The 26,467-nt window shown below is 63.9% G+C and carries 31 protein-coding genes; 20 read left to right on the top strand and 11 right to left on the bottom strand.

Going from position 1 to position 26,467, the window contains the following annotated elements; genetic code table 11:
- Positions 1-9: 9 nt before the first annotated feature.
- From frr to ACX17K_RS00790, 5 genes are all read right to left on the bottom strand, one after another.
- On the bottom strand, positions 10-567 hold the full coding sequence (frr, locus tag ACX17K_RS00810; protein WP_347372181.1) for a ribosome recycling factor: 558 nt from the start codon (positions 565-567) through the stop codon (positions 10-12).
- A gap of 75 nt (positions 568-642) precedes the next feature.
- Entirely contained in the window at positions 643-1,362 is a 720-nt protein-coding gene (gene pyrH / locus ACX17K_RS00805; protein ID WP_343478650.1) for a UMP kinase, read from the bottom strand.
- 90 nt (positions 1,363-1,452) lie between these two features.
- The gene (gene tsf / locus ACX17K_RS00800) at positions 1,453-2,319 is read right to left on the bottom strand and encodes a translation elongation factor Ts (RefSeq protein ID WP_231153985.1); all 867 of its coding nucleotides are present in this window, start codon (positions 2,317-2,319) and stop codon (positions 1,453-1,455) included.
- Between the two features lie 73 nt (positions 2,320-2,392).
- Positions 2,393-3,121, bottom strand: a complete 729-nt coding sequence (gene rpsB, locus ACX17K_RS00795) for a 30S ribosomal protein S2 (protein WP_021477860.1) — start codon at positions 3,119-3,121, stop codon at positions 2,393-2,395.
- Between the two features lie 160 nt (positions 3,122-3,281).
- Positions 3,282-3,473, bottom strand: coding sequence for a hypothetical protein (locus tag ACX17K_RS00790; protein WP_493773278.1), 192 nt, complete (start codon positions 3,471-3,473; stop codon positions 3,282-3,284).
- A 43-nt stretch (positions 3,474-3,516) separates the two neighbouring features.
- On the opposite strand from ACX17K_RS00790, the gene ACX17K_RS00785 reads away from it, so the two are divergent.
- A complete protein-coding gene (locus ACX17K_RS00785; RefSeq protein ID WP_493773277.1) occupies positions 3,517-4,584 on the top strand; it encodes an NAD(P)H-dependent flavin oxidoreductase in 1,068 nt (355 codons plus the stop codon).
- A 65-nt stretch (positions 4,585-4,649) separates the two neighbouring features.
- Here ACX17K_RS00785 and ACX17K_RS00780 read toward each other — a convergent pair whose 3' ends face one another.
- Positions 4,650-5,444 carry an outer membrane protein assembly factor BamD gene (locus tag ACX17K_RS00780; RefSeq protein ID WP_104947080.1) on the bottom strand — a complete coding sequence of 265 codons (795 nt, stop codon included), beginning with the start codon at positions 5,442-5,444 and terminating at the stop codon, positions 4,650-4,652.
- Here ACX17K_RS00780 and rluD point away from each other — a divergent pair.
- From rluD to ACX17K_RS00740, 8 genes are all read left to right on the top strand, one after another.
- Entirely contained in the window at positions 5,443-6,546 is a 1,104-nt protein-coding gene (gene rluD, locus ACX17K_RS00775; protein WP_493773276.1) for a 23S rRNA pseudouridine(1911/1915/1917) synthase RluD, read from the top strand. The genes ACX17K_RS00780 and rluD overlap by 2 nt on opposite strands.
- Positions 6,536-7,273, top strand: a complete 738-nt coding sequence (gene pgeF / locus ACX17K_RS00770) for a peptidoglycan editing factor PgeF (protein ID WP_493773275.1) — start codon at positions 6,536-6,538, stop codon at positions 7,271-7,273. The genes rluD and pgeF overlap by 11 nt, the downstream gene beginning before the upstream one ends.
- Positions 7,274-7,378: 105 nt before the next feature.
- Positions 7,379-7,990: a type 1 glutamine amidotransferase family protein gene (locus ACX17K_RS00765; protein WP_493773274.1), complete on the top strand. Its 612-nt coding sequence runs from the start codon at positions 7,379-7,381 to the stop codon at positions 7,988-7,990.
- On the top strand, positions 7,987-8,835 hold the full coding sequence (locus ACX17K_RS00760; RefSeq protein ID WP_493773273.1) for a GNAT family N-acetyltransferase: 849 nt from the start codon (positions 7,987-7,989) through the stop codon (positions 8,833-8,835). The genes ACX17K_RS00765 and ACX17K_RS00760 overlap by 4 nt, the downstream gene beginning before the upstream one ends.
- A gap of 141 nt (positions 8,836-8,976) precedes the next feature.
- Positions 8,977-9,630 carry an HD domain-containing protein gene (locus ACX17K_RS00755; protein ID WP_493773272.1) on the top strand — a complete coding sequence of 218 codons (654 nt, stop codon included), beginning with the start codon at positions 8,977-8,979 and terminating at the stop codon, positions 9,628-9,630.
- Between the two features lie 24 nt (positions 9,631-9,654).
- Positions 9,655-10,404 carry a metallophosphoesterase gene (locus tag ACX17K_RS00750; protein ID WP_493773271.1) on the top strand — a complete coding sequence of 250 codons (750 nt, stop codon included), beginning with the start codon at positions 9,655-9,657 and terminating at the stop codon, positions 10,402-10,404.
- Positions 10,405-10,435: 31 nt separating this feature from the next.
- Complete coding sequence (locus ACX17K_RS00745; protein WP_493773270.1) at positions 10,436-10,840, top strand: hypothetical protein; 405 nt, start codon at positions 10,436-10,438, stop codon at positions 10,838-10,840.
- A 55-nt stretch (positions 10,841-10,895) separates the two neighbouring features.
- Complete coding sequence (locus tag ACX17K_RS00740; RefSeq protein ID WP_021475406.1) at positions 10,896-11,294, top strand: VOC family protein; 399 nt, start codon at positions 10,896-10,898, stop codon at positions 11,292-11,294.
- A 53-nt stretch (positions 11,295-11,347) separates the two neighbouring features.
- Here the strand turns inward: ACX17K_RS00740 and ACX17K_RS00735 are convergent, their stop codons facing one another.
- Positions 11,348-12,103, bottom strand: coding sequence for a substrate-binding periplasmic protein (locus ACX17K_RS00735; protein ID WP_493773269.1), 756 nt, complete (start codon positions 12,101-12,103; stop codon positions 11,348-11,350).
- 264 nt (positions 12,104-12,367) lie between these two features.
- Here ACX17K_RS00735 and ACX17K_RS00730 point away from each other — a divergent pair, with 264 nt between their 5' ends.
- Positions 12,368-13,288 (top strand): DMT family transporter, encoded by a 921-nt coding sequence (locus tag ACX17K_RS00730; RefSeq protein WP_493773268.1) that lies wholly within the window; start codon positions 12,368-12,370, stop codon positions 13,286-13,288.
- 27 nt (positions 13,289-13,315) lie between these two features.
- Here the strand turns inward: ACX17K_RS00730 and ACX17K_RS00725 are convergent, their stop codons facing one another.
- Both ACX17K_RS00725 and apaG read right to left on the bottom strand, forming a co-directional pair.
- Entirely contained in the window at positions 13,316-15,103 is a 1,788-nt protein-coding gene (locus ACX17K_RS00725; RefSeq protein WP_493773267.1) for an ABCB family ABC transporter ATP-binding protein/permease, read from the bottom strand.
- 177 nt (positions 15,104-15,280) lie between these two features.
- Positions 15,281-15,661, bottom strand: coding sequence for a Co2+/Mg2+ efflux facilitator ApaG/CorD (gene apaG / locus ACX17K_RS00720; protein WP_021475402.1), 381 nt, complete (start codon positions 15,659-15,661; stop codon positions 15,281-15,283).
- Positions 15,662-15,767: 106 nt separating this feature from the next.
- On the opposite strand from apaG, the gene rpe reads away from it, so the two are divergent.
- The 4 genes from rpe to trpE all read left to right on the top strand — a co-directional run bounded on the left by rpe (position 15,768) and on the right by trpE (position 19,565).
- The gene (gene rpe / locus ACX17K_RS00715) at positions 15,768-16,451 is read left to right on the top strand and encodes a ribulose-phosphate 3-epimerase (protein WP_021475401.1); all 684 of its coding nucleotides are present in this window, start codon (positions 15,768-15,770) and stop codon (positions 16,449-16,451) included.
- Positions 16,452-16,490: 39 nt separating this feature from the next.
- The gene (locus tag ACX17K_RS00710; RefSeq protein WP_493773266.1) at positions 16,491-17,243 is read left to right on the top strand and encodes an SDR family oxidoreductase; all 753 of its coding nucleotides are present in this window, start codon (positions 16,491-16,493) and stop codon (positions 17,241-17,243) included.
- A gap of 57 nt (positions 17,244-17,300) precedes the next feature.
- Entirely contained in the window at positions 17,301-17,969 is a 669-nt protein-coding gene (locus ACX17K_RS00705) for a phosphoglycolate phosphatase (protein WP_231153972.1), read from the top strand.
- 129 nt (positions 17,970-18,098) lie between these two features.
- Entirely contained in the window at positions 18,099-19,565 is a 1,467-nt protein-coding gene (trpE, locus tag ACX17K_RS00700) for an anthranilate synthase component I (protein WP_493773265.1), read from the top strand.
- Between the two features lie 39 nt (positions 19,566-19,604).
- Here trpE and ACX17K_RS00695 read toward each other — a convergent pair whose 3' ends face one another.
- Positions 19,605-20,807, bottom strand: a complete 1,203-nt coding sequence (locus ACX17K_RS00695) for an MFS transporter (RefSeq protein WP_493773264.1) — start codon at positions 20,805-20,807, stop codon at positions 19,605-19,607.
- A 236-nt stretch (positions 20,808-21,043) separates the two neighbouring features.
- Here ACX17K_RS00695 and ACX17K_RS00690 point away from each other — a divergent pair, with 236 nt between their 5' ends.
- The 6 genes from ACX17K_RS00690 to prmB all read left to right on the top strand — a co-directional run bounded on the left by ACX17K_RS00690 (position 21,044) and on the right by prmB (position 26,013).
- Positions 21,044-21,403: a winged helix-turn-helix transcriptional regulator gene (locus ACX17K_RS00690; RefSeq protein WP_493773263.1), complete on the top strand. Its 360-nt coding sequence runs from the start codon at positions 21,044-21,046 to the stop codon at positions 21,401-21,403.
- 189 nt (positions 21,404-21,592) lie between these two features.
- Complete coding sequence (locus tag ACX17K_RS00685; protein WP_166441555.1) at positions 21,593-22,162, top strand: aminodeoxychorismate/anthranilate synthase component II; 570 nt, start codon at positions 21,593-21,595, stop codon at positions 22,160-22,162.
- Positions 22,162-22,548: a lysozyme inhibitor LprI family protein gene (locus tag ACX17K_RS00680; RefSeq protein ID WP_493773262.1), complete on the top strand. Its 387-nt coding sequence runs from the start codon at positions 22,162-22,164 to the stop codon at positions 22,546-22,548. The genes ACX17K_RS00685 and ACX17K_RS00680 overlap by 1 nt, the downstream gene beginning before the upstream one ends.
- Before the next feature lie 12 nt (positions 22,549-22,560).
- Complete coding sequence (gene trpD / locus ACX17K_RS00675; protein ID WP_493773261.1) at positions 22,561-23,589, top strand: anthranilate phosphoribosyltransferase; 1,029 nt, start codon at positions 22,561-22,563, stop codon at positions 23,587-23,589.
- Positions 23,590-23,646: 57 nt separating this feature from the next.
- Positions 23,647-25,023, top strand: a complete 1,377-nt coding sequence (locus ACX17K_RS00670) for a phosphomannomutase/phosphoglucomutase (protein ID WP_104947063.1) — start codon at positions 23,647-23,649, stop codon at positions 25,021-25,023.
- Positions 25,024-25,110: 87 nt separating this feature from the next.
- Positions 25,111-26,013: a 50S ribosomal protein L3 N(5)-glutamine methyltransferase gene (gene prmB / locus ACX17K_RS00665; RefSeq protein WP_493773260.1), complete on the top strand. Its 903-nt coding sequence runs from the start codon at positions 25,111-25,113 to the stop codon at positions 26,011-26,013.
- Between the two features lie 132 nt (positions 26,014-26,145).
- On the opposite strand, the gene ACX17K_RS00660 is transcribed toward prmB, so the two are convergent.
- Positions 26,146-26,349 (bottom strand): cold-shock protein, encoded by a 204-nt coding sequence (locus ACX17K_RS00660; RefSeq protein WP_021476955.1) that lies wholly within the window; start codon positions 26,347-26,349, stop codon positions 26,146-26,148.
- Between the last annotated feature and the right edge of the window lie 118 nt (positions 26,350-26,467).

Genomic DNA, 26,467 nt, shown 5'->3' with positions numbered 1-26,467 from the left:
ATCCGCCCCTTATACCGCCAGCAGGTCGGCTTCTTTGGCAGCCAGCATCTTGTCGACTTCGGCGATGTACTTGTCGGTCAGCTTCTGGATCTCGTCCTGGCCGCGGCGCTCGTCGTCCTCAGTGATGGACTTGTCCTTCAGCAGGTTCTTGAATTCGTTGTTGGAATCGCGGCGGATATTGCGCACGGCCACGCGGGCGCCTTCGGCTTCGCCGCGCACCACCTTGATCAGGTCCTTGCGGCGCTCTTCGGTCAGCATCGGCATCGGCACGCGGATGATCTCGCCCATCGAGGCCGGATTCAGGCCCAGATCGCAATCGCGGATAGCCTTTTCGATCTTGGCCAGCATCGGTTTTTCCCACGGCTGCACGCCGATGGTGCGGGCATCGATCAGGGTGACGTTGGCTACTTGATTGACCGGCACGTCGCTGCCGTAATAGTCAACCATGACATGATCCAGAATGCCGGTATGGGCGCGTCCGGTACGAACCTTGGCCAGGTCGTTCTTGAACGCTTCCTGCGTCTTCTGCATTTTTTGTTCGGCCGATTTTTTGATTTCGTTAATCATGTCGCACTCCCGGAATACTTCAAATGACAAGGCGAAAACGGCCATTGCCGTTTTCGCCCTCAGCAATTTTCAAACTCAGCAGTGTACCAGCGTGCCTTCGTCTTCGCCAAGCACGACGCGGCGCAGCGCGCCGTTCTTGAAGATGCTGAACACCTTGATATTGAGGTGCTGATCGCGGCACAAGGCGAAGGCGGTGGCATCCATCACCTTCAGGTTCCGCGAGATCGCCTCGTCGAAAGTCACGCTCTGGTAGCGGACCGCATCGGGATTCTTTTTCGGATCATCGGTATACACGCCATCCACCTTGGTGGCCTTCAGCATGATGTCGACGTTCATTTCCATGCCGCGCAGCGCGGCGGCGGTATCCGTGGTGAAGAAGGGGTTGCCGGTGCCGGCGGCGAAGATCACCACTTTGCCCTCTTCCAGGTACTGCATCGCCTTGCCGCGAACATAGGGCTCGGCGATCTGCTGCATGGTCAGAGCCGACTGCACGCGCGCGATCAGGCCAACCTTGGTCATCGCATCCTTCAACGCCAGCGCGTTCATCACGGTGGCCATCATGCCCATATAGTCCGCCGTCGCGCGATCCATGCCCGCCGCCGCCGGCGCCACGCCGCGGAAAATATTGCCGCCGCCGATCACAATGCCCACTTCAACGCCCAGACCCACCACTTCTTTGATCTGGCCCACGATCTGCTCGATGGTCGAGCGGTTGATGCCGTAGCTGTCATCCCCCATCAGGGCTTCGCCGGAAAGTTTCAACAGGATGCGTTTATAGGCGGGAGCTTGGCTCATGATGTCCTCGGATTGGCGGTTATGGTGTGTTCAGTTTGCAAAACGGCACCCTGCAGGCAGGGTGCCGTTGGTAAAGCGGTAAGTCGAAACTTACAGCTTGGCAGCCGCAGCCACTTCAGCTGCGTAGTCTACTACTTTCTTCTCGATGCCTTCGCCCACTACGAACATGGCGAACGCCTTGACCGAGGCTTTTTGCTCGGCCAGCAGCTTCTCGACGGTCACATCCGGGTTCTTGACGAAAGGCTGACCCAGCAGGGTCACTTCGGCCAGGAACTTGTTGATGCGGCCTTCAACCATCTTGGCGACGATATCAGCCGGCTTGCCGGACTCGGCAGCCTGGGCGCTGTAGATCTTGCGCTCTTGATCCAGGGTTTCGGAAGAAACCTGATCCTTGGACACGCAGATCGGCTTGGAGGCGGCGATGTGCATGGCCACGTCCTTGCCCACGCTTTCGGCGCCGGCGTAGTCGACGATCACGCCGATCTTGGCACCGTGCAGGTAGGTGGCGATCGCGCCTTCGGTCTGGTAGCGAACGAAACGACGGATGGTCATGTTCTCGCCCAGCTTGGCGATGGCAGCCTTGCGGATGTCTTCCACGGACACGCCGTCGACTTCCACTGCGGACAGCGCTTCGACATCAGCCGGATTGGCGATGACGGCAGCCTTGGCGGCGGCGGCGGCCAAAGCCAGGAAGGTCGGATCCTTAGCGACGAAGTCGGTTTCGCAGTTCACTTCAACCAGGGCGCCAACGCCGGCTTCCACGTGGGAGCCGATGATGCCTTCGGCGGCCAGGCGGCCAGCCATCTTGGAAGCCTTGTTGCCGGACTTGATGCGCAGGATTTCTTCAGCCTTGGCCGCGTCGCCTTCAGCTTCAACCAGAGCCTTCTTGCACTCCATCATGCCGAGGCCGGTGGCCACGCGCAGATCCGAAACCATTTTTGCGGTGATTTCCGCCATCTTGCTACTCCTGAATGATTTAGATTACGTGAATGTTCGGGTCCAAAAAAAGGGGCTTTCGCCCCTTTTCTGCTTACTCGGCCTGGGCCGTCTCAGCAGCTGCGACGATCTCTTGCAGAGAGTTCGCGCGACCTTCCAGTACCGCGTCGGCGATGCCGCGAGCGTACAGACGGATGGCGCGGGAGGAGTCGTCGTTGCCCGGAACCACGTAATCGATGCCGTCCGGGGAGTTGTTGGTATCAACAACGCCGATAACCGGGATACCCAGTTTCTTGGCTTCGACAATGGTGCCCTTCTGGTAGCCAGTATCGATAACGAAGATGGCGTCCGGCAGGCCCTTCATATCCTTGATACCGCCCAGCGAGCGTTCCAGCTTGTCAACTTCGCGTTGCAGGTCCAACAGTTCTTTCTTGTTGTAACCGGTGTCAGCGCCTTCCAGGATGGCACGCTTCTCTTCAAGACGCTTGATGGACTGCTTCACGGTCTTGTAGTTGGTCAGCATGCCGCCGAGCCAGCGGTGATCAACAAACGGCATGCCAGCGCGGGCAGCTTCTTCACGGACGATCTCACGCGCCTGACGCTTGGTACCAACAAACATTACGGTACCCTTGTTGGCGGCCAGACGACGCACATATTCCTGGGCGCTGATGAACAGCGGCAGAGTCTTTTCCAGGTTGATGATGTGGATCTTGTTGCGGCTGCCAAAGATGTACTGAGCCATCTTCGGGTTCCAGAAACGGGTTTGGTGGCCGAAGTGAACGCCGGCCTCAAGCATTTGACGCATGGTAACGTTGGTGGACATGCAAAAACTCCTAAAAGGGTTAAGCCTCCATCCGCGCAGACAACCCTGAAGGCTTCAGCCTTCGGGCACCCTTTGGCGCGGATGTGCGTAGTTTTGGATTAACAATTCCCCGCCAACACGGTGGGGAACACGAGATTGTAGCATTCCCGAATAGCCTGACTCAAGCCTTTCCCTCGCCCTCAGCGGCCCGCCGCCGCTTGCGCAGCCTGTTGCGTGCCGCCCACGCCACAAACCAGACAGGCAGCACGCCCAGAAAGAAGAACACCGCCGCGCCGGCAGCCACGCTGCGCTGCCCCGCAGCCAGCATCAACACCGCGTACAACCATCCCATCAGAACTATGATCAGCGCCATGGATTAAAACATTCGTTTGAAATTCAGGACAAATACATCAACAATGAAGCGTCATTGTAAACCACCCGCTCCCGCTTCCATGCAAACCGCCATCACCCGCCTGTTCGGCATCCAGCTCCCCCTGCTCTGCCCCGGCATGAGCTACATCGCCACCCCGGAACTGGTCGCGGCGGTCAGCAACGCCGGCGGCCTGGGCATACTCGCCACCGGGCCACTGACCGCCGAAGCCACCCGCGCCGCCATCCGCCGCATACGCGAGCTCACCGACAAGCCCTTCGGCATCGGCTGCACGCTGATGATGCCCGGCGCGGCCGACAACGCCAAAGCCGCGCTGGAGGAGCAAGTGCCGGTGATCAACTACTCGCTGGGCAAAGGCGACTGGATAGCCGAAGCCGCGCACCGCTACGGCGGCAAGGTGCTAGCCACCGTAGTGACGGAAAAACACGCCAAATCGGCCGAAAAATGCGGCGCGGACGCCTTGCTGGTCACCGGCCACGAGGCTGCGGCCCACGGCGGCAGCGTGACCTCGCTGGTGCTGATTCCCGCCATCCGCCGCGCAAGCTCGCTGCCCATCGTCGCGGCGGGAGGCTTCGCCGATGGCGCCGGCCTGGTGGCGGCGCTGGCCCTGGGCGCCGATGCGGTGGCCATGGGCTCCCGAATGGCCATGACCCGGGAAAGCCCGGTCCACGCCTCCACCAAGGACATGGTGCTGCAGCGCGGCGTCAGCGATACGCTGTACTCGAAGAATTTCGACGGCCTGTGGTGCCGGATGATGGACACCCCCGCCGCGCGCCGCGCCTGCCGCAAGCCGCTTGGGCTGATCCCCGCCGCCTTCCGCGCCAGCCGGATGGCGCGCCGGATGGGCATGCCGGTGATGAAGGTGGCGATAGGCGGCATGCTCAGCCAACCGCAAGCGCTGCGCCAGTTGGCACTGTTCGGCGCCGCCACCGAATCCATCCGCCTGGCGATACAGGAGGGAAACCATGAAAAAGGCGTGCAATTGATCGGCCAGGCTCAAGGACTGATCGACGATCTGCCCAGCGTGGCCGAATTGTTCGACAGAATCATGTCCGAGGCGCGAACCTGCCGGGAGCGCGTCGCAGGTTTCTAAGCTTCTGCGGCAAAACAGCCCGCCGATTTCTCGACGGGCTGTTCGACTTCAACATGCAGGGAAGCTTACTTCCACAGCTTCCACCACGGCATCTCTTCGACCGTCCACGACTTGCTCAGGTACTGGCTCTGCGGATAGTTGAGCGCCAGCACGCGGCGCGCGTCGTCGCGCAGCTTCGGCAGCTGCAGCTTGTCGTAGGCCGACACCATGATGGCCAGCGCCTCTTCCGGATACTTGGTGTTGGAGTAGTCCTTGACCACGCCCTGGGCGCGGTTGGCCGCGGCCAGATAGGCGCCGCGCTTCATGTAGTAGCGCGCCACATGCATCTCGTTGCCGCCCAGCGCGTCCACCAGGCGGATCATCTTCGCCTTGGCGTCCGGAGCGTAGGTGCTGTTGGGGAAACGGGTAGTCAGCTCGCGGAAAGCGGAGAAGGCCTCGCGGGCGGCGCGCGGATCGCGCTCGCTCATGTCCTGGCCAGCCCATTTGGCGAGCAGGCCGGAATCATCGTTGTAATACACCAAACCCTTCAGATAATAGATGTAGTCGATGTTCGGATGTGTAGGATGCAGCTTGATGAAGCGATCGGCGGAGGCGATGGCCAGCTCGGGCTCGCCGTCCTTGTAATGGGTGTAGGCCAGGTCCATTTGGGCCTGCTGCGCGTAGCGTCCGTAGGGAAAACGCGCTTCCAGCGTTTCATACAGCTTGACTGCGCGGGTATAATTGCCGCTGTTCAACTCATCGTGAGCTTCCGAATAGAGCTTCTCCACGGTCCAACCGCGCGTTTCGTCGTAGGTTTCCGTGGTTGCACACCCGGCAAGCCCCACCATCACCAACATAGCTGCAACAACGTATCTTTTCATGACTGATCCTTACATTGACCCGGACGATTATAGCGACATCTCGGAAAACGAGGTATCCGCCACGCAACTTCTTGAGGTGCCGCTCTCGCTGTGCGGCGAACGGCTTGACGCCGCGCTCGCCAAATTGCTGCCCGATTACTCCCGCAGCCGGCTGACTCAATGGGTCAAGGACGGGCTGGTGAAGGTGGACGGCCAGGTGGTCGCGCCCAAGACCAAGATGCTCGGCGGCGAGAAGCTGGAGGTGACGCTGCAGCTCACCAATGAGGAAATGGCCTTCCAGCCCGAGCCGATGGATCTGCCCATCGTGTTCGAGGACGACCACATCCTGGTGATCAACAAGCCCTCCGGCCTGGTGGTGCATCCCGCCTCCGGCAACTGGAGCGGCACCCTGCTCAACGGCCTGCTGCACCACTGCCCGTCGCTGGCCAACGTGCCGCGCGCCGGCATCGTCCACCGCCTGGACAAGGACACCTCCGGCCTGATGGTGGTGGCCAAGACCGTGCCGGCCCAAACCGAGCTGGTCCGCCAGATGCAGGCCCGCACCGTCAAACGCGTCTACCGCGCCATCGCCGACGGCGTGGTGCCCTTCGACGGCACCATCGACGCCAACATCGGCCGCGACCCGCATAACCGGCTGAAAATGGCGGTGCTGAAATTCGGCGGCAAACCGGCCATCACCCACCTGCGGGTGCTGGAGCGCTTCGCCAGCCACTCCTATGTGGAATGCAAACTGGAAACCGGCCGCACCCACCAGATCCGCGTCCACATGCGCGAAGCGGGCCACCCGCTGGCCGGCGACCCGGTCTACGGCAATCCGCGCCACAAGATGGACGAGGATGCCGCCGCGGCGGTGAAGGCGCTGGGCCGCCAGGCGCTGCACGCCTTCGCGCTGGCGCTGATCCACCCGGCCACCGGCGAAGAGCGCAGCTGGAAGGCGCCGCTGCCCGACGACTTCCGCGCGCTGCTGGACCTGTTGCGCGGTGACGGCGCGGCGACGGACGACGAAGCCTTCGTCCATGGAGACGGCAGCGACGAGAACGATGACGACTGGGACGACGACGACGACGATGACAGCGACGTCGAGGTGATCTATGCCCGATAAGGACTGGATCGAGGCCGACTGGCCCGCCCCATCCCAGGTCCGCACGCTGGTCACCACGCGCAACGGCGGCGTCAGCCAGCCGCCCTACGCCAGCCTGAACCTGGGCGCGCATGTCGGCGACGACCCGGAGGCCGTGGCGGCCAACCGCGCGCGGCTGCGCGATGAGCTGCCCGCCGAGCCGGCATGGCTCAACCAGGTGCACGGCATCATCGCGGCCGACGCGGCAACGATCGGCGACGCCGCGCCTGATGCCGACGCCAGTTTCGCCCGCGCGCCGGGCGTCGTCTGCGCGGTCATGACCGCCGACTGCCTGCCGGTGCTGCTGTGCGACGAGCAGGGCCGGGCGGTGGCCGCGACCCACGCCGGTTGGCGCGGGCTGTGCGACGGCGTGATCGAGGCGACCGTGGCCGCGATGGACTTGCCCCCATCGGAACTGATGGCCTGGCTGGGCCCGGCCATCGGCCCGGACGCCTTCGAAGTCGGCCCGGAGGTGCGCGAAGCCTTCGTCGCGAAAAACGCCGAGGCCGATCAGGCCTTCGTCGATATCGGCGAAGGAAAATACCTGGCCGACATCTATGCGCTGGCGCGGCAGCGGCTGGAAAAGCTGGGAGTATCCCGCATCCATGGCGGCGACTTCTGCACCGTGATCGACCGCGATCGCTTCTTCTCCTACCGCCGCGACCGCGAGACCGGCCGCATGGCTTCGCTGATCTGGCTGGAAGACTGACCCCGCCCGCCCCGCCGCCCGGCGGGGCCCTCCCTCCCCGCAATTGACCCCGCAGCCCAATGCGAACAACATAGGCCGACGCATTCACGCAACGGAACCGCCCCTATGGATATCGCCATCGTCACACTGGACTGTTTCAACGAGCTGGACTCCATGATCGCCGCCGGCATTCTTGGCCGGATGAGCCCGCAGGGATGGAACGTGCGCATCTGCTCTCCAGCGCCCTTCGTCCAATCCCGCAGCGGCACGCGCGTGGAGCGCCAGGAAGACCTGTCCTACGCCAATCGCGCCGACGCGGTGTTGATAGGCAGCGGCTGGCGCACCCGCGACTGGGTGGCCGACGACGCGATCATGAGCCAGCTGAGGCTGGACCCGTCCCGCCAGCTGATAGGCTCCCAATGTTCGGGCGCGCTGGTGCTGCATCGGCTGGGCCTGCTCCCTGACGGCGTCGCCTGTACCGACGGCATGACCCGGCCGATGCTGGAACAACTTGGCATCCGCGTGCTGTCCGCAGCTTTCCGGGTTGCCGGCAATATCGCCACCGCCGGCGGCTGCCTGTCCTCGCAATATCTGGCGGCCTGGGTGCTGCTGCGCCTGGCCGGCGAGGCGAAAACCCGCGAGATCCTGTCCTACATCGCGCCGGTCGGAGAAGAAGACGCCTTCGTTCAGCACGCGCTGTCCATCGTCGCCCCCGCCTCCGAGCCCGCCCTCCGATGAAGATCGCATCGCTGGCGGGGCTGGCGCCTGAAGACCTTCACCCCTGTTTTCTCGACGCCTTCAGCGACTACCTGGTGCCCGCCCAGCCCGGCCTGCCGCAGCTGGCCGCCATGTTGCGCCGGCGCGGCTGGGCGCCCGAACTGAGCGCCGGCGCCTGGCTGGATGGCAGCCTGGCCGGGTTCTGGCTATGCGCGACGCCTGAGATCGATGGCGAACGGGAAGGCTATTGCATCGCCGCCGGGGTCACGCCCGCCGCGCGGCGGCGCCACGCGCTGACCGATATGGCGGGGTTGGTCAGCCGGCTGCTGGCCGCCCACGGCATCCGCCGCCAGCGCCTGGAAGTGATAGACGGCAACCAGCGGGCGCGCGACGCCTACGCCTCGCTGGGCTTCGCGCCGCTGCGCAAGCTGGACTGCTACCAGCTGACGGCGCAGGTTCAGACCCGCCGCGCATGGCCGGTGACCATTCATTCGGCCCACGATCCGGCGCGATGGCCGGCGCCCGACGCCCTCTCCTACCCCCAGGCGGTGCCCAATCGGCGCGAATCGTTGCTGCGGGCTGACCCGCCGCTGCGCTGGCTGACCGTCGACCTCGACGGACAAAGCCTGGGCTCGCTGCTGATGTCGCCGGACGGCGAGGTCGCCGAGCTGCAGGTGGATCCGGCCTTCCGCCGCCAGGGCGTCGCCAGCCAGTTGCTGCTGGCCGCGCAGGGCTTGAGCGCCTGCGGCCGGCTGGGTTTCAACAACGTCGACAGCCGCGACCTGCCCCTGGTTTCCCTGTTGCTGCGCCACCAGGCCGTCTACCGCCTGTCCCAATGGGAAATGGCGCTTTCCGCTGCGCGCTAGCCGGCGATTCCGCCAGCGGGTGTTAAAATGACAATACGGATTGTTTTCAATCAGTCATTTTCGCCGCTCCCCAGCGGACGGCGCGCGCAACCCCGCCACGCCGGCGCACCGCCGGCGCGCGCAAACATCAGGATCTGCCGCATGACCCCGCAGCAACAGACCGAATGGCAGCAACGCCTGATCGCCTTGCTGGAAAGCCAGCCGCCGGACGACGACGGCGCCCATGACCTCAGCCACCTCCATCGCGTCTGGGCCGTCGCGCGCAAGCTGCTGGTCCACTACCCCGAGGCCGACCCCATCGTCGTCATGGCCGGCAGCTACCTGCACGACCTGGTCAACCTGCCCAAAAACCATCCTCAACGCCAGCTCGCCTCGCACTGGTCGGCCGAGCGCGCGCGCCAGTTGCTGGCCGACAGCGGCCTGTCCGGCGCCCAGCTGGACAACCTGGCCCACGCCATCGAGGCGCACAGCTACTCCGCCGCCATTCCGCCTCGCACCTTGGAAGCCAAGATCGTGCAAGACGCAGACCGGATGGACGCGCTGGGACCGGTGGGCCTGGCCCGCATGTTCTACGTGTCCGGCCGCATGGGCCGCGCGCTGGCCCACCCGCTCGACCCGATGGCCGAGCAGCGCGGCCTGGACGACCAGGCCTGGGCGATCGACCATATCGACGTCAAGCTGGCCAGGCTGCCCGGCATGATGCAGACCGAGGCCGGACGCGACATGGCCGAGCGGAAGCTGGAGTGGCTGATCCACTTCCGCGACGAGTTCTGCCGGGACTGGATGGCCCGCTGAGAAAACCGCCTGGAGCGCGCCGCCATGCTGATCGAAAAACTGCCTCGCAACACCCAAGGCCGGGACTGGGCAGTCGGCGACGTGCATGGCTGCTTCGCCCAGCTGTCCCGCCTGCTCAAGATCGTCGCCTTCGATCCCGCTCGCGACCGGCTGCTGTCGGTGGGCGACCTGGTGGATAGAGGGCCGGACAGCCCGATGGTGACGGAATGGCTGGCCCAGCCCTGGTTTTACGCGGTGCGCGGCAACCATGAGCAGATGGCGCTCGACGCGATGCGCAACCCTCTGGAGGATCAGGAGCGCCATCTGCGCAATGGCGGCCGCTGGCTGGCCGAACTGAGCCCGGCCGAGCTGGACGCCTGCGCCGCAGCCCTGTCCCGGCTGCCGCTGGCGCTGGAAGTGGAGGTAGAGGGAGGCAAAATCGGCGTGCTCCACGCCGATTGCCCCGGCAACGACTGGACCGCGCTGGCCGCCCGCCTGGAGGCCGGCGATCTCGACGAGCAGGACCGCGACGCGCTGCTGTGGTCCCGCGAGCGCGCCCGGAACGGCGGCGCCGGCACGGTGGCCGGCATCGATCTGGTCCTGGCGGGCCATACGCCCCAGCCTGACGCCGTTCTCTACGACAACGTGATGCATCTGGACACCGGGGCCGTCTACGGCGGCAAGCTCACGCTGTTCTGTCTTCAGGATTTCGTCGAGGTGTCGCTGCCCTCCGGCTTCGACCATCTGGCCCGATTCGAACTGCATGAATTAGACGCCAGCCTCGCCCGCCGCTAGAATGCGCGCTCAGCAGACCAAGGACACGACAATGGCCGAGCGCAACAAGAAAACCGCCGCCCCGAAACCGGGACAACAGCAACGCCGCGTGCAAGAGCAGCGCAACGCCCAGGCCGAGGAAGCTTGCCGCCAACTGGTCGGACTGCTGGAAACACTGGCGGAGGAAGGCCGGCTGGACGGCCAGGAGACCGCCGCCCAGTATCTGAACTCCACCCGCGCCTACTATCGCCGCATCCGCAACGGCAAGGTGATGGGCCCCGCCGACTTCACCGCCGCCGCAGATGTCTGCGCCAGCGTCCGCCGCGCGCTGGCCGCGCTGGACCCATCGCTGGAGTTTGCCGGCCTGCCGCAAGCCGACGGGCTGCGGGAGGCGCTGCGCCAGGGCGCGCTGGTGATGGAGGAAATGAAGCGCATCAAGGCGGGGAAAGCTGGCTGAGCGTCCTCCCTCATGCCATGATGAAGGCATCCCCAAACCACCCGCCTCCATCGCCATGTACAAGCACACGCCCCAGTTGCGCATCGCCCGCCCGGTCGGCAATCTCAACCTCAGCAAGGCGATGTATTGCGAAGGCCTGAATCTGCAGCAGTTGGGCAGCTTCAAGGATCATGAAGGTTTCGACGGCGTAATGCTGGGCCTGCCCGGCGCCGGCTACCATCTGGAATTCGTCGTCAGCCATCGCCACCCGGCGCACCCCAGCCCGACAGTTGAAGATCTGCTGGTGCTCTACCTCCCCGACCACGCCGAATGGGAGGCCGCCTGCGCCTGCATGCGCGCAGCCGGCTTTGCCCAGCAGCCCTCGGCCAATCCTTACTGGAACGTCCACGGCGCCACATTCGTCGACCACGACGGCTACCGCACCGTGCTGCAAAACACGGCCAGCCCCGTCTAAGAGGTGGCCAAGCGCCGCCGGCCGGCCCGCGAAAACGAGGCCCTCTCCGCGTCCTACTTAGACGTCTGGGCCTCTAGCTTTTCCAATAGCCCCGCCTTGCGCATTTTCTCGATGACCTTGTTGAATTCGGCGACCCACCTGTCCGCTCCCGACGCCTTGGAAAATCCAAACGCGGCGTAGGACAGCTTGCCGATCGGCACATCGGAAACGCCTATCGCGTCAGCGACGCCCTGCTGATTGACCAGATACTTCCCGACGTTGGAGTCTATGGTGGCGAGATCGATGCGGCCTGAATCCATCATCTTCATCAAGGTTATGGAATCCGCCGCCCGTTCGATCGGATGAGCGGACTCGAATATCGCCTCCATATCCTTGTCGACGACCGAGCCGATTTCCATTCCCAGGTGATGATCTTTCAAAGCCTGATAATCGGTCCAATCCACCCGGCCGCGGAATGCGCTTTTTTTATAAAGAAAACAGTTGTATTGCCGCATGACGGGCAAGGAGAACGCCATGAATTGCTCCCGCTCAGGCGTCTTGTATAGCGGAAGAATGCCATCCACCAGGCCATCCTTGGCCGCGCTCAGGCAACGCTTCCAAGGCAGTATCTTGACCGCGACCAGAATATCGAGCTGCTTGCCGATATCCTGCAGCAATTTCACCTTGATGCCGCCGCTGGCCGCCTCGCCGAACTCGCCTATCGCATACGGCGGATATTTGTCGTAGCACAGCGTCAGCTTTCGGCCTTCCGCGTGCGACATCCCGGCAAAGAGCACAACAACCGATAGCAGCGCATATCTGTACGCCATACACCTCCCACCGATTCCACTGGGATGCCGGCTGCGGCTGGCTGGAAAATCGCCGCCGCAAGCAAAAACCATCCATCTTCAGGCAAGCCAGTCAAATCACTCTCTCCCTGGCGCCCCCATCCAGGCGGGACAAACGCCTTAGCATCGATCCAGGCCGCGGCGATGACGTGAAAATAAAAGACAATATACTTGCCCGATATCAATTTCGCCGCCGTCCCCGGCTTGCTACCCTGACTGCGCGCAATGCATCGAGAGAGAGTAAACATGCCGTATCTATGCCTGATCCTGGCCGCCTGCTTCTGGGGCGGAAACTACGTCATCGGCCATATCCTGGTGGAAAGCATGGACCCGATATTCCTGTCCGCCGCGCGCTGGCTATTGACCGCCGCCCTGTTGCTGGCCCTATACCGCCGTCAGGTCGCGGCGCAATGGCCGGCAATGAAGCGCTCCATGGGCACCGTCGTGTTTCTGGCGCTTTGCGGCCAGGTTTTATTTCCCATCACGCTATATATCGGCCTGCAATACACATCTTCGCTGAATGCCGCCATCTATCTATCCACCACGCCCGCGCTGGTGCTGATCATCAACAAGATATTCTTCAAGGAAAGAATAGCGCAGCAAAGCATATGGGGCGTCGTTCTCAGCTCGATCGGAGTCGCCTATCTGGTTCTTCAGGGCAACCTTACCCATGCGGAAGCGCTGCGCTCGCTTAACCGCGGCGACCTTTGGACCATGGGCTCCGCCATCAGCTGGGCCCTGTACTGCGCCTTCCTGCGCATCAAGCCCAAGGAAATAAATGGCAATGCCTTTGTCGCCGTCAGCGCGACCATCGGCGCCATCGCCTTGCTGCCCATTCTGTTTTTCAGCCTGGGCGGAAAAATGCCCGCCATCGCCGATGGCCATTGGCAATATGGCCTGATCGCCGGCGTGGCCTACCTGGTCATCTTCCCTTCCTGGCTGTCCTATTTGCTTTGGAACAAGGGCATCCTCGCCATCGGCTCCACCCGGGGCGAAATCTATTCCCACCTGATACCGCTCAGCGGCGGCCTGCTCAGCATAGTCTTCCTGCAGACGCCCACCCATCCATTCCATCTGATCAGCGCCTTGTTGATCGCCGGCGGGATCGCGCTGTGCTCGTTGGCCAAGCATGGCCAGGCCTCGCCCGTGCCGCAGCCTGGCCGATGACGCCGGACGCAGGCTCGCCTCGAGCCCCTAGTCCGCCACCGCCTCGCCCTCCTGCTGCAGCCGCCACATTTCAGCGTAGCGGCCGCCCTGTTCCAACAGTTCGCGATGGCTACCCTGTTCCACCACCCGGCCGGCGTCCAGCACCAGGATGCGGTCGGCGTCGACGATGGTGGACAGCCGGTGGGCAATGATCAGCGTGGTACGGTCGGCGGAGATGGCGGTCAGCTCGCGCTGGATCGCCTTTTCGGTGCGCGAATCCAGCGCGCTGGTGGCCTCGTCGAAGATCAGTATCGGCGGATTCTTCAGAATGGTGCGCGCGATGGCGACGCGCTGCTTCTCGCCGCCCGACAATTTCAACCCGCGCTCGCCGACCATGGTGTCGTAGCCGTCCGGCAGACTGCTGACGAAATCATGGATATGGGCGGAACGCGCCGCCTCGATCACCTCGTCACGCGTCGCGCCGGGCTTGCCGTAAGCGATGTTGTAATAGACGGTATCGTTGAACAGCACGGTGTCCTGCGGCACGATGCCGATATGGGCGCGCAGCGAATCCTGCGTCAGCGCGCGGATGTCCTCGCCGTTGATCCTGACCGCGCCTGACGTGGCGTCGTAGAAGCGGAACATCAGCCGCGACAGCGTGGACTTGCCGGCGCCGCTGGCGCCGACCACCGCCAGCGTCTGGCCTGCCGGGATGGCGAAGTCCACATCATGCAGGATCTGCCGCTTGGATTCGTAGGCGAAGCCGACCCGCTCGAAACGTATCGTCGCGGCCCGGGTGGCCAAGGCCTTGGCGTCGGCAGAATCCGCCACCTCCAAGCCCACGCCCAGCAACTTGAACATCCGCTCGATGTCGGCCAGCGAATGCTTGATCTCGCGGTAGACGAAACCCAGGAAGTTCAGCGGCGCGTACAGCTGGGTGATGAAGGTGGCCACCAGCACCACGTCGCCCACCGTCATCCGGTGCGCCGCCACGTCGCGCGCCGCCAGCACCATCACCAGCGTGACGCCGATGGCGATGATGGCCGCCTGGCCGGCGTTCAGCAGCGAAAGCGATACCTGGTTCTTGATCGCCGACGCCTCCCAGGCCTCCAGATTGCGGTCATAGCGCTTGGACTCGTATTCCTCGTTGTTGAAGTATTTGACCGTTTCGTAATTCAGCAGCGCGTCTATCGCCTTGGAGTTGGCCTTGGAGTCCAGGTCGTTCATCGTGCGGCGGTAGACGGTGCGCCATTCGGTGACCAGCAGCGTGAACCCGATATAGAAACCGATGGTGCCCAGCGTCACCACCGCGAACTCCCACGAGTAGCGGTGCAGCAAAATGGCCGACACCATGCCGATTTCCAGCAGCGTGGGCAGGATGTTGAACACGGTGAAATTCAGCAGAAAGCCTATGCCCTTGGTGCCGCGCTCGATGTCGCGGCTCATGCCGCCGGTGTGCCGCTCCAGGTGGAAGCGCAGCGACAGCTTGAACAGGTGGCGGAACACATTGCGCGCCACGCTGCGCACCGCGCCCTGGATCACGCGGGCGAAGATCGCGTCGCGCAGTTCGCCCAGCACGCCGGACAGCAGCCGCGCCACGCCGTAGCCGGTCAGCGCCAGCACCGGGATGGCCAGCAGCGTGGCCGGCACCGACAGCTGGTCGACGATGTCCTTCAAGTACAAGGGCACCGTCACCGCCGCTACCTTGGCCAGCACCATGCAGGCCAGGGCCAGGGAAACTCGCCACTTGAACGCCCACAGATAGGGCAGCAGGGTCTGGATGGTTTGCCAATCGTTGCGGCCGGACGGCACCGGGCCGCTATGGGTGATACGCATAAATAAGGTTTGCCTGTGACTAAGACCTATCCCAAAGTGAAATAGCACTTCACTTCATAAAGGGGCGGACATCATGTGGATTCTGTTGCTGGAAGCGCTGGGAGCGGGCGGGCTCGCCACCTTCATCGTCTGGTGGACCTGGCCGCGCGACGACAAGGACCCTTCCTGTAAAAGCGATTAGTGCAGCACCCGCGGCGCCACCAGCGTCATTTCGGGAATGGACGCCTCGAAACGCTGGCCGTCGTCCGCCATCATCTGGTAGACGCCCTTCATGCTGCCGTACGGCGTGGTGATATGCGCGGCGCTGGAATATTCGAACACCTGGCCGGGATCGAGATGCGGCTGCTCGCCCACCACGCCCATGCCGCGCACTTCCTGCACCTGCTGGTTGGCGTCGGTGATGATCCAGTGGCGGCTGATCAGTTGCGCCGGCTCGCTGCCGGTATTGGTGATGCGGACGCGATAGGCGAACACATAGACATCATTGGCGACGCTGGACTGGTCCGCCACGTATTGCGGCTCCGCCCGCACCTCCATCTGGTAGAGTTTGTCGGCCATTTCGGCTTCTCCTGATTGATCTTGGTTTTCATTTTATCCGGCCAAACCGCTTTTGGCGCGGTAGAATGCCGGGCATTCCTCGTTTATCGATGTCAGAGCAATCGCCATGCGCACTTTCCGTATCGCCCCCAGCATTCTGTCCGCCGATTTCGCCCGCCTGGGCCAGGAAGTCAGCGATGTCATCGCCGCCGGCGCCGACATCATCCACTTCGATGTGATGGACAACCACTACGTCCCCAATCTGACCATGGGCCCGATGTTCTGCGAAGCCATCCGCCCCCACAGCAGCGCCCCGATCGACGTCCACCTGATGGTGAAGCCCGTGGATGCGCTGGCCGCCGCCTTCGCCAAGGCCGGCGCGGACATCATCACCTTCCATCCGGAAGGCTCGGAACACATCGACCGCACGCTGGGCCTGATCAAGGACGCCGGCTGTAAGGCCGGCCTGGTGTTCAACCCCGCCACGCCGCTCTCTTACCTGGACCACGTGATGGACAAGCTGGACATGATCCTGATCATGTCGGTGAACCCGGGCTTCGGCGGACAATCGTTCATTCCGCACGCGCTGGAAAAGATCCGGCAGGTCCGTCAGCGCATCGACGAATACACCGCCAAGCGCGGCGGCGAAATCTGGCTGGAAGTGGACGGCGGCGTCAAGGTGGACAACATCGCCCAAGTGGCCGCCGCCGGCGCCGACACCTTCGTGGCCGGCTCCGCCATCTACGGCCAGAAAGACTACAAGGCCGTCATCGACGCGATGCGCGCCGAGCTGGCCCGCGTCCAGGCATGAGAGCGCGGCTGGCCTCCGCCACCATCAAGGGGTAAAGCAATGCATGCATTCATCGTCACCGGCGCCTCGCGCGGCCTGGGTTACGCCATCTGCGAAACGCTGCTGAGCGACGGCTATTTCGTCGTCGGCATCGCCCGCAACGCCGGCCCAGCGCTGGAAGGGCTGGCCGCCCGCCATCCGGAGCGGCTGCTGGCCGTCAACGCCGACCTGGCAGACGCCGCGCAGGCCGCCGCCTCGGTCCACACGGCTTTGCAGCAGTTGCCGCTGCCGGAGTGCGCGACGATCACGCTGATCAACAACGCCGGCGTGGTGACGCCCATCGCCCAGGCCGGCCATTATCCGGCCGACGAGGTGGTGAAAGCTGTCGCCGTCAACGTCACCGCGCCGCTGCTGGCGACAGACGCTCTGCTGTCCGCCACCGATCATCTGCCGGCGCGCCGCCGCATCCTGAACATCTCCTCCGGCGCCGCCGCCAAGGCCTACCCGGGCTGGAGCGTGTACTGCGCCACCAAGGCCAGCCTGGATCACTTCAGCCGCAGCGTGGCCGTGGAGCAGGAAGGCAAGGCCAATCCGGCGCGCATCGTCGCGCTGTACCCTGGCGTGGTGGACACCGACATGCAGGGCAATATCCGCGCCAGCGACGAGGGCCAGTTTCCACAGAAGGCCCGCTTCGACGCGCTGAAGTCCGACGGCGCGCTGAGCAGCCCGGGCGACGCCGCGCGCAAGATCGTCGACTATCTGGTTTCGCCAGCCTTCGGCCAGTTGCAAGTCGTCGACATCCGCGAGCTCTAGGCACTCCGCATCACCCATTCCGCCGCGGCCCGCCGGCCGCGGCAGCAAAGCAGACATATGAATCTCAAGCACATCAAAGCCGTCGCCTTCGATCTGGACGGCACCCTGGTCGACTCCATTCCCGATCTCGCCGACGCCGCCAACGCGATGCGCGAGCACCTGGGCCTGCCGCCGCTCGATCCCGAACGGATCAAGAGCCACGTCGGCGACGGCATCGCCAGCCTGGTGCACCGCGCCATCACCGACGAGCGCCACGCCGAGGCCGACGGCCCGCTGTGGGAGCGCGGCTACCGCTTCTTCGTCCAGCGCTACAGCGAGCGTCTGGCGGTCCGCACCACGGTCTATCCCGGCGTGCTGGACGGCCTCGCCCTGCTGCGCGCCCTCAAGCTGCCGCTGGTCATGATCACCAATAAATCCGAACGCCTGGCCGTGCCATTAACCGAGCAACTGGGCCTGCGCGACCTGTTCAGCCTGATCCTCGGCGGCGATACGCTACCGGAGAAGAAACCATCGGCGCTGCCGCTGCTGCATTGCTGCCAGGTGCTGGGGATTCAGCCGCAGGAACTGGCGATGGTGGGCGACTCCGCCAACGACGTGGCCGCCGCGCGCGCAGCCGGCAGCGCGGCCATCGCCGTCAGCTACGGCTACGCCGACGCGTCCACGCTGGGCGCGGACCTGACGGTAAACAGTGTTGCCGAGCTCTACGATTTGATGAAGAATGACTGAATCCCGTCAACCCTGAAGGAACTCAAACGCCCATGGCCTTTCTTCCCTGCCCCGCCAGCTGGCGATGGCGTCGCCCGGACCACGCCCCGCACGACCCCGCCCAAACTGACAAGACACAGGAAGAACCGCATGCAAGCGCAAGAGTTTGACCAGCTGGCCGCCGCCGGCTACAACCGCATCCCCGTCACCCAGGAACTGCTGGCCGACCTGGACAGCCCGCTGTCCATCTACCTGAAGCTCGCCAACCAGCCGTACAGCTACCTGCTGGAATCGGTGGTGGGCGGCGAGCGCCACGGCCGCTATTCCATCATCGGCCTGCCGGCCGACACCCGCTTGCGCGTCAACAGCCAGCGGGTGCAGGTGGAATGCGGCGACAAGGTGATAGAGCGCCACGACGGCGACCCGCTGGCCTTCATCGAAGCCTTCCAGCACCGTTTCCGCATCCCGGAGTTGCCCGGCCTGCCGCGCTATTCCGGCGGTCTGGTCGGCTACTTCGGCTACGACACCATACGCTATGTGGAGCGTCGCCTGGCCGACGTCCAGAAACCGGACCCGGTGGGCACGCCGGACATTCTGCTGATGCTGTCGGAAGAAATCGCCGTGGTGGACAACCTGTCCGGCAAGCTCTACCTGGTGGTTTACGCCGATCCCGAAGTGCCCAACGCGCTGCAGAAAGCCAAGGCGCGGCTGGCCCAGCTGCGCGCCAAGCTGCGCGAGCCGCTGGCCATCCCGCTGTCGCTGCCACAGCCCCATGAAGGCGAGGCGGTATCGGAATACGGAGAGGACGCGTTCAAGGAAGCCGTGGCGTCCTGTCAGCGCTATATCCACGACGGCGACATCATGCAGGTAGTGCTGGCCCAGCGCATGCAGCAGCCCTACCACGGCTCGCCGATCGCGCTGTACCGCGCGCTGCGCAACCTCAACCCGTCGCCGTACATGTTCTTTTATCACTTCGACGACTTCCACGTGGTGGGCGCGTCGCCGGAAATCCTGGTGCGGCGCGAAGGCGAAACCGTGACCGTGCGTCCGATCGCCGGCACCCGCCCCCGTGGCCATAGCCGCGAGCACGACGAAGCGCTGGCGGCCGAGCTGCTGGCCGATCCCAAGGAAATCGCCGAGCACGTGATGCTGATGGACCTGGGCCGCAACGATGTCGGCCGCGTCGCCGACATCGGCACCGTGAAAATCACCGACAATATGGCGATCGAGCGCTATTCCCACGTGATGCACATCGTGTCCAACGTGGAGGGCCAGGTGGACCGCAAGATCAGCAATATCGACGTGATCAAGGCCACCTTTCCGGCCGGCACGCTGTCCGGCGCGCCCAAAGTGCGGGCGATGCAGATCATCGACGAGTTCGAGCCGACCAAACGCGGCGTCTACGGCGGCGCAGTGGGCTACCTGGGCTTCAACGGCGACATGGATCTCGCCATCGCCATCCGCACCGCGGTGTTGAAGAACGGCATGCTCTACGTGCAGTCCGGCGCCGGCATCGTCGCCGACTCGGTGCCGCAATCGGAATGGCAGGAAACGCAGAACAAGGCGCGCGCGGTGCTGCGCGCCGCTCAAATGGTGCGGGACGGGCTGGACGCCTGACCTTTCCAACCCAAAACGCCGGCTCATGCCGGCGTTTTTTTACGCACCCAGGTCCCTGCCCACCCGCCAGGACAAGGGCAGCGTCAGCAGCAGGAAGGCCGACAGCGCCAGCATCGCCGTCGGCACGCCGGCGAGATCGCCCAAACGGCCGAACAGCACCGGCGACAATGCGCCGCCGCCTATCGTGCCGGTGTAGAACAAGGCGAACGCATGTTCCCGCCCGCTGACATCGGCCAGCTCCGGCACCGTGCCGTACAGCACCGACGAAGTGCCGTTCAGCGCCAGGCCCAGCAAGGGCAGCATCGCCATGGTTCCAAACAGCGGCAAAACCAGGCTGGCCGCGATCAGCAGCGCGGTCATCCCCTCGGTCAGCCATACCGTCCTGACCATGCCGACGTGCGCGCCCAGATAGCCGCAGAACAGCTTGCCGAACGCGCCGCCGACGAACAACAGCGACAGCGCCAAACCGATGCCCGCCGTACCCGCCCCCTTGCTCTGCAGCAGGAAGGGGAGAAAAGTCAGAAAGCCCATCCGCGCCGCGCTGTCTATCGCGCCGGTGGCCAGCAAGGCGCGCAAGCCGCCGCTCGAGCCCTTGCCCGCCGCGCGCGCCGCCGACTTTGCCGCGGCGCTTGGCAAACGGTCCGGAACCAGTCGCCACAGCAACCCGGCCGCCGCCAAGCCCAGCAAACCCATCAGGCTGACGCTGAGCCGCCAGCTCGCCACCGTCAGCAGCAAGCCTGTCAACGCCGGGATCAGCGTCTTGCCGATATCGCCGGCGAAATTGTATTGCGCCAACGCCTGCCGCGAGCCGCCGCCCGCCTCATGGCTGTCCGCCACCAGCGAAGACGCCAGCGGATGCTGGACGCTGGCGCCCAAGCCGCCCAGCGCCAAGGCCAGCAGCAGGACCGCCAGGCCGCCCGCCTGGCCGGCCAACAGATAGGCCATGCCCGCCAGCGCGGTGCCGCCAACCAGCATGCGCTTGCGTCCCCAGCGCCTGGCCAGCCGGCTGGCCAGCAGCTGGAAGCCGGCCATCGCGCCGGAATACGCGCCGCGCAGCAGGCCAACCATCGCGTAGCCGATACCGAATTGCGCCTGCCAGATGGGCAGCAGCACGTAGACCAGGTCAGTTAGGCCGTCGTGGACCGCGTGGGCGCCGCTTGCGGCCAGCAGCGCGCGGCGGCGCAAGCGCACGTCCTCGCTTGCTGCAGCGGCGCGCAGGACGGCAGGTTTGGGATCATTCATGAGGCGACGCTTCCATTTTGATGCCGACCATTCTATCGCCGATAAACACGAACGTCATATTGGCAATGCGAGGCTGCCTGGAGTTTCAAGCCAACGCCGCCTGCTCTGTCCGCTCTCAACGGCCACTCTCCTTCCCGCCGCCTCATCGAGCCCTCCTGGGATTTGCCATGGCGGACATTTCATATCCATGGGTATGCAATGTATAGTAGGTAGCAAATTGATACTAATGATTCATCATGGCGCTGAAAAACCTGCAGGAAACCACCTCGGCCAGCACCTGTCCGATGCTGCAATTCGTCGACCTGATCGCCGGCAAATGGGCGATCCCCATCCTCTACCGCCTGATCGTAATGGATCGACCGGTGCGTTTCGGCGAACTGCAGCGCGCGGTCGGCACCATCACCCAGAAGGAGCTCACCCGCCAGCTGCGCGCCTTCGAACAGCGCGGCCTGGTGCGGCGCACGGTTTACGCCGAGGTTCCGCCCCGCGTCGAATACCAGATCACCGCGCTGGGCAGCACGCTGCAGCAACCGCTGCAGCAACTGGCGGGCTGGATGGAGCGCTATGGCGACCAGCTGAACCGCAGCGCCAAATAAGCATCCGCGACACCGAGGGGCAAAGCCGGATTCCGGGGGTGACGGCGACGGCCGACTATGGGGTATAGTGTTGGCAACCCACCCTCCGAGCAATGTCCATCGCTAGCCAGCGAAACTGGGGGTATGAACGGGGGTATCAAATAGCCGGCAATACTATGAATTCAGCAAAATCAAGGAATTAAGCCAAACATGCTATTGATGATCGACAATTACGATTCCTTCACCTACAACCTGGTGCAGTACTTCGGCGAGCTGGGCCAGGACGTGAAGGTGTTCCGCAACGATGAAATCACCCTGCAGCAGATCGAAGAACTGAAGCCAAAATACCTGGTGGTCTCCCCCGGCCCCTGCACGCCCAACGAAGCCGGCGTATCAGTGCCGGCCATCCTGCACTTCGCAGGCAAGCTGCCCATCATGGGCGTATGCCTGGGCCACCAGGGCATAGGCCAGGCTTTCGGCGGCAAGGTCGTCCACGCCAAGCAACTGATGCACGGCAAGGTGTCGCCGGTCAGCCATCTGGACAAAGGCATGTTCCATGGCCTCCCCAATCCGGTCACCTGCACCCGCTACCACTCGCTGGTGATCGAACGCGAAACGCTGCCGGACTGCCTGGAAGTCACCGCCTGGACCGACGACGGCGAGATCATGGGCGTGCGCCACAAGACGCTGCCCATCGAGGGCGTGCAGTTCCACCCGGAATCCATTCTCACCGAGCATGGCCACCGCATGCTGGACAACTTCCTGAAGGAATTCGCCTGATGCGATTGACGCCGCTGCTGCTCGGCGTCCTGCTGGCCTCCCCCGCCTGGTCCGGCGCGCTGGACGATTGCGAGCAAAGCAAGGCCGACAGTCCCGCCGTCGCCGCCTGCCTGCAGCAACGGCACGGCGAAACTGGCCGCCAGCTCACCGCCCAGGAAGACAAGGCGCTGGACGCGATGCGCAAGCTGGACGCCGCCACCGACGGCCGCTTCCACGCCGCGCGCGAACTGCGCCGCGCCCGCCAGTCCTACCGCGACTACCGCCGCCAGCACTGCGACTGGGTGGAAGCCAGCTACGCCAGCGGCAACGGCGCGGCCCGCGCCCGGCTGGCCTGCGAAATCGACCTCGACACGCAAAGGCTGGCCGACCTCGCCCGCCACAGCTGATAGGAAATCCACATGATCACCCCGCAAGCGGCGCTGAACCGCCTGATCGACGGCAACGAACTGTTCTACGAAGAAATGCTGGCTCTGATGCGCCAGATCATGCGCGGCGAACTGACGCCGGCGCAAACTTCCGCCATCCTCATCGGCCTCAGGGTCAAGGTGGAGTCGGTGTCGGAAATCGCCGCGGCCGCCACCGTGATGCGCGAATTCTCCACCCACGTGCCGGTGTCCAACCGCAACCATCTGGTGGACACCTGCGGCACCGGCGGCGACAAGTCCCACACTTTCAACATTTCCACCACCGCGGCCTTCGTCGCCTCGGCCGCCGGCGCGCGCGTAGCCAAGCATGGCGGCCGTTCGGTATCGTCCAGCTCCGGCAGCGCCGACGTGCTGGAGCTGCTAGGCGTCAACCTGCAACTGACGGCTGAGCAAGTGGGACAGTGCCTGGACGAGATCGGCCTGGGCTTCATGTTCGCGCCCAACCACAACAGCGCGATGAAACACGTGGCGCCGATCCGCAAGGAACTGGGCGCGCGCACCATCTTCAACATCCTGGGGCCGCTGACCAATCCGGCCGGCGCCGACAACCAGTTGATGGGCGTGTTCCACCCCGATCTAGTGGGCATCCAGTCCCGCGTGCTGAAGCAACTGGGCAGCAAGCACGTGATGGTCGTCCACGGCAGCGACGGCCTGGACGAATTGACACTGTCCGGTCCCAGCATGGTGGCGGAACTCAAGAATGGCGAGATACTGGAATACCAGCTGGAGCCAGGCGAATTCGGCCTCGCCGCCTGCGAGCTGAAAGACCTGCGCGCCAACACCGCCGAACAATCCCGCGATCGCCTGCTGTCGGTATTGGACGGCCAGCCGGGACCCGCCCGCGACATCGTGCTGTTCAACGCCGGCGCGGCGATTTACACCGCCGATATCGCCCCAAGCCTGGCCGACGGTGTTACCATGGCGCGCGAAGCCTTGGACAGCGGCAAAGCCAAGCAGAAATTACAGCAGTTGGTCGCCTTGAGCCAGAAGCTCGGCGGCTGACTCCCCAGCGGGGCGGCGCACCTCCGCCCTCCAACCTCATATCGCGTCAAAGCCATCATGAACAAAATATCCAAAGATATCTTCAAAGCGTATGACATCCGCGGCATCGTCGGCAAAACCCTGACCGCCGCCGTCGCGCGGCAAATCGGCCAGGCCGTGGCCTCGGAAGCCATCGCCCGCAAGGTCAAGGCCATCGTGATCGGCCGCGACGGCCGCCTGTCCGGCCCCGAGCTGAGCGAGGCGCTGGCCGAAGGCATCCGCGCCGCCGGCGTGGACGTGATCGATGTCGGCCGCGTCGCCACCCCGATGCTGTACTTCGCCGCCCACCAGCTGGGCACCCTGTCCGGCGTGATGGTGACCGGCAGCCACAATCCGCCCGACTACAACGGCTTCAAGATGATGCTGGCCGGCGATACCCTGGCCGGCGAGGACATCCAGAAACTCTATCAGCGCATCGTCGACGGCGACCTCGCCGAAGGCGAAGGCGGCTACGGCACCGAAGACATCGCGGAAGCCTATCTGGAACGCATCACCTCCGACATCAAGCTGGAACGCCCGCTGAACATCGTGGTGGACAGCGGCAATGGCGTCGCCGGCGCTTTCGGCCCGCTGCTGTACCGCCGCCTGGGCTGCAAGGTGCGCGAGCTGTTCTGCGACGTGGACGGCAATTTCCCGAACCACCACCCGGACCCGGCCAAGCCGGAAAACCTGAAGGACCTGATCGAGGCGCTGCAGAAGACCGACGCCGAGATCGGCCTGGCCTTCGACGGCGACGGCGACCGCCTGGGCGTGGTCACCAAGGACGGCAACATCATCTGGCCGGACCGCCAGCTGATGCTGTACGCGGCCGACGTGCTGGACCGCAATCCCAAGGCCAAGGTGATCTTCGACGTCAAGTCCACTCGCCTGCTGAAGCCCTGGATCAAGAAGAACGGCGGCGTGCCGGTGATGGCGCGCACCGGCCACAGCTTCATCAAGGCCAAGATCAAGGAAACCGGCGCGCTGCTGGCCGGCGAAATGAGCGGCCACGTGTTCTTCAAAGAGCGCTGGTACGGCTTCGACGACGGCATCTACACCGGCGCCCGCCTGCTGGAAGTGCTGTCCCGCGTCGAAGATCCGAGCGAACTCTTGAACGCGCTGCCCAATGCCGTCTCCACTCCCGAGCTGAACCTGAAGATGGCCAAGGAAGGCGAGAACCACGCGCTGATCTCCAAGCTGCAGGAGTCCGCCAAGTTCGACGGCGCCGAAGAGGTGAACACGCTGGACGGCCTGCGCGTAGAGTACAAGGATGGCTTCGGCCTGGCCCGCGCATCCAATACCACGCCGGTGATCGTGCTGCGCTTCGAAGCCGACACCGAGGAGGCGCTGGAACGCATCAAGGGCGACTTCCGCCGCGTGCTGGCCACCGCCACCGACGCCAAGCTACCGTTCTAAAGCAGGACCGGGCCGCCCGGCGGCCCATGAACTACGCTGTCAGGGGACATGGTGCATCCATGTCCCCGTTGCATTGAAAGGAAACCCATGTACCAACTGGCCGCCAGCCACTTCACCACCGCGCGCGACCTGCTGCGCTTCGCCGTAACGCGATTCAACGAGGCCGAGCTCACCTATGGCCACGGCACCCACAACGCGCACGACGAAGCGGCCTACCTGATCCTGTCCGCGCTGCAACTGCCGATCGATGCGCTGGAGCCCTATCTGGACGCTCGGTTGCTGCCCGAGGAAGTGGAACGCGTGGTGGAGCTGATCCGCCGCCGCGCCGAGGACAAGGTGCCGGTTGCCTACCTCACCAACGAAGCCTGGCAGGGCGAGTTCAACTTCTATGTCGACGAACGCGTGCTGGTGCCGCGCTCCTTCATCTACGAACTGCTGGGCGAGCCGCTGGCGCCGTGGATCGAGCACCCGGAACTGGTGCACCGCGCGCTGGACCTGTGCACCGGCTCCGGCTGCCTGGCCATCCAACTGGCCAGCCACTATCCGGACGCTGAGGTCGACGCTGTCGATATCTCGCTGGACGCGCTGGAAGTGGCTGCGGTCAACGTCGAGCACTACGGCCTGCAGGACCGCGTCAACCTGATCCATACCGACATGTTCGAGGGGATTGAGGAAAAATACGACCTGATCATCTCCAACCCGCCCTACGTCGACGCCGAATCGGTGGAGGAGCTGCCGGAAGAATATCTGCACGAGCCGGAAATCGCGCTCGGCTCCGGCGAAGACGGCCTGGACGCCACCCGCGAAATCCTGCGCCGCGCGCCGGAATTCCTCAATGAGCGCGGCGTGCTGCTGGTGGAAATCGGCCACAACCGCGACATGCTGGAAGAATGCTTCCCCACCCTGCCCTTCATGTGGATGGAAACGCAGAGCGGCGATGGCTTCGTCTTCCTGCTGACGCGCGAAGACATCGTCAACGCCGGCATCTGATCAGATTGCAAAGCCGCCAAAACCAAAGGTTTGGCGGCTTTTTCACGCTCTATTTCGCCACTTCTTGCCAAAAGCAAAAGACCCAGGCAAAAAAAAGGCCCCATTCAGGGGCCTTTTTGATAGCAGCAATGATTAGAGCGGCTGAATGCCGGATGCTGCCGGACCTTTTTGGCCCATGGCTCGGGTGTAGCTCACTTTTTGGCCTTCATGCAGGGATTTGAATCCATCAGCGCGAATTTCAGAAAAATGAGCGAACAGATCATCGCCACCATTGTCAGGGGTGATGAAACCAAAACCTTTTGCGTCGTTGAAAAATTTAACGGTACCGGTTTCCATAATGTACTCCTTGTGTCGGTAAGGGCATGAAATTGCCAAAGGCATGATAATCAAGGAATAGATAAGGAAACAATGAAGACCAATTAGGTGGGCAACGAGGTATCGATAGATATGACGC

It is taken from the genome of Chromobacterium sp. INPA-IVC, from assembly GCF_059047085.1.
Note: the sequence above shows the minus strand (reverse complement) of the source record. Positions and strands in the feature narration are given on the sequence as shown.

Excerpts from the sequence above, each read along its gene's own strand:
- frr (WP_347372181.1), bottom strand. The coding sequence starts at position 567 with ATGATTAACGAAATCAAAAAATCGGCCGAACAAAAAATGCAGAAGACG.
- ACX17K_RS00790 (WP_493773278.1), bottom strand. The coding sequence starts at position 3,473 with ATGGCGCTGATCATAGTTCTGATGGGATGGTTGTACGCGGTGTTGATG.
- ACX17K_RS00685 (WP_166441555.1), top strand. The coding sequence starts at position 21,593 with ATGCTATTGATGATCGACAATTACGATTCCTTCACCTACAACCTGGTG.
- ACX17K_RS00780 (WP_104947080.1), bottom strand. The coding sequence starts at position 5,444 with ATGAAAAGATACGTTGTTGCAGCTATGTTGGTGATGGTGGGGCTTGCC.
- prmB (WP_493773260.1), top strand. The coding sequence starts at position 25,111 with ATGTACCAACTGGCCGCCAGCCACTTCACCACCGCGCGCGACCTGCTG.
- rpsB (WP_021477860.1), bottom strand. The coding sequence starts at position 3,121 with ATGTCCACCAACGTTACCATGCGTCAAATGCTTGAGGCCGGCGTTCAC.
- ACX17K_RS00740 (WP_021475406.1), top strand. The coding sequence starts at position 10,896 with ATGTACAAGCACACGCCCCAGTTGCGCATCGCCCGCCCGGTCGGCAAT.
- ACX17K_RS00730 (WP_493773268.1), top strand. The coding sequence starts at position 12,368 with ATGCCGTATCTATGCCTGATCCTGGCCGCCTGCTTCTGGGGCGGAAAC.
- ACX17K_RS00695 (WP_493773264.1), bottom strand. The coding sequence starts at position 20,807 with ATGAATGATCCCAAACCTGCCGTCCTGCGCGCCGCTGCAGCAAGCGAG.
- ACX17K_RS00690 (WP_493773263.1), top strand. The coding sequence starts at position 21,044 with ATGGCGCTGAAAAACCTGCAGGAAACCACCTCGGCCAGCACCTGTCCG.
- rpe (WP_021475401.1), top strand. The coding sequence starts at position 15,768 with ATGCGCACTTTCCGTATCGCCCCCAGCATTCTGTCCGCCGATTTCGCC.
- trpE (WP_493773265.1), top strand. The coding sequence starts at position 18,099 with ATGCAAGCGCAAGAGTTTGACCAGCTGGCCGCCGCCGGCTACAACCGC.
- ACX17K_RS00760 (WP_493773273.1), top strand. The coding sequence starts at position 7,987 with ATGAAGATCGCATCGCTGGCGGGGCTGGCGCCTGAAGACCTTCACCCC.
- pgeF (WP_493773275.1), top strand. The coding sequence starts at position 6,536 with ATGCCCGATAAGGACTGGATCGAGGCCGACTGGCCCGCCCCATCCCAG.
- ACX17K_RS00755 (WP_493773272.1), top strand. The coding sequence starts at position 8,977 with ATGACCCCGCAGCAACAGACCGAATGGCAGCAACGCCTGATCGCCTTG.
- ACX17K_RS00670 (WP_104947063.1), top strand. The coding sequence starts at position 23,647 with ATGAACAAAATATCCAAAGATATCTTCAAAGCGTATGACATCCGCGGC.
- ACX17K_RS00725 (WP_493773267.1), bottom strand. The coding sequence starts at position 15,103 with ATGCGTATCACCCATAGCGGCCCGGTGCCGTCCGGCCGCAACGATTGG.
- rluD (WP_493773276.1), top strand. The coding sequence starts at position 5,443 with ATGACTGATCCTTACATTGACCCGGACGATTATAGCGACATCTCGGAA.
- ACX17K_RS00710 (WP_493773266.1), top strand. The coding sequence starts at position 16,491 with ATGCATGCATTCATCGTCACCGGCGCCTCGCGCGGCCTGGGTTACGCC.
- trpD (WP_493773261.1), top strand. The coding sequence starts at position 22,561 with ATGATCACCCCGCAAGCGGCGCTGAACCGCCTGATCGACGGCAACGAA.
- ACX17K_RS00680 (WP_493773262.1), top strand. The coding sequence starts at position 22,162 with ATGCGATTGACGCCGCTGCTGCTCGGCGTCCTGCTGGCCTCCCCCGCC.
- ACX17K_RS00705 (WP_231153972.1), top strand. The coding sequence starts at position 17,301 with ATGAATCTCAAGCACATCAAAGCCGTCGCCTTCGATCTGGACGGCACC.
- ACX17K_RS00735 (WP_493773269.1), bottom strand. The coding sequence starts at position 12,103 with ATGGCGTACAGATATGCGCTGCTATCGGTTGTTGTGCTCTTTGCCGGG.
- pyrH (WP_343478650.1), bottom strand. The coding sequence starts at position 1,362 with ATGAGCCAAGCTCCCGCCTATAAACGCATCCTGTTGAAACTTTCCGGC.
- ACX17K_RS00765 (WP_493773274.1), top strand. The coding sequence starts at position 7,379 with ATGGATATCGCCATCGTCACACTGGACTGTTTCAACGAGCTGGACTCC.
- ACX17K_RS00745 (WP_493773270.1), top strand. The coding sequence starts at position 10,436 with ATGGCCGAGCGCAACAAGAAAACCGCCGCCCCGAAACCGGGACAACAG.
- ACX17K_RS00785 (WP_493773277.1), top strand. The coding sequence starts at position 3,517 with ATGAAGCGTCATTGTAAACCACCCGCTCCCGCTTCCATGCAAACCGCC.
- ACX17K_RS00750 (WP_493773271.1), top strand. The coding sequence starts at position 9,655 with ATGCTGATCGAAAAACTGCCTCGCAACACCCAAGGCCGGGACTGGGCA.
- ACX17K_RS00660 (WP_021476955.1), bottom strand. The coding sequence starts at position 26,349 with ATGGAAACCGGTACCGTTAAATTTTTCAACGACGCAAAAGGTTTTGGT.
- tsf (WP_231153985.1), bottom strand. The coding sequence starts at position 2,319 with ATGGCGGAAATCACCGCAAAAATGGTTTCGGATCTGCGCGTGGCCACC.
- apaG (WP_021475402.1), bottom strand. The coding sequence starts at position 15,661 with ATGGCCGACAAACTCTACCAGATGGAGGTGCGGGCGGAGCCGCAATAC.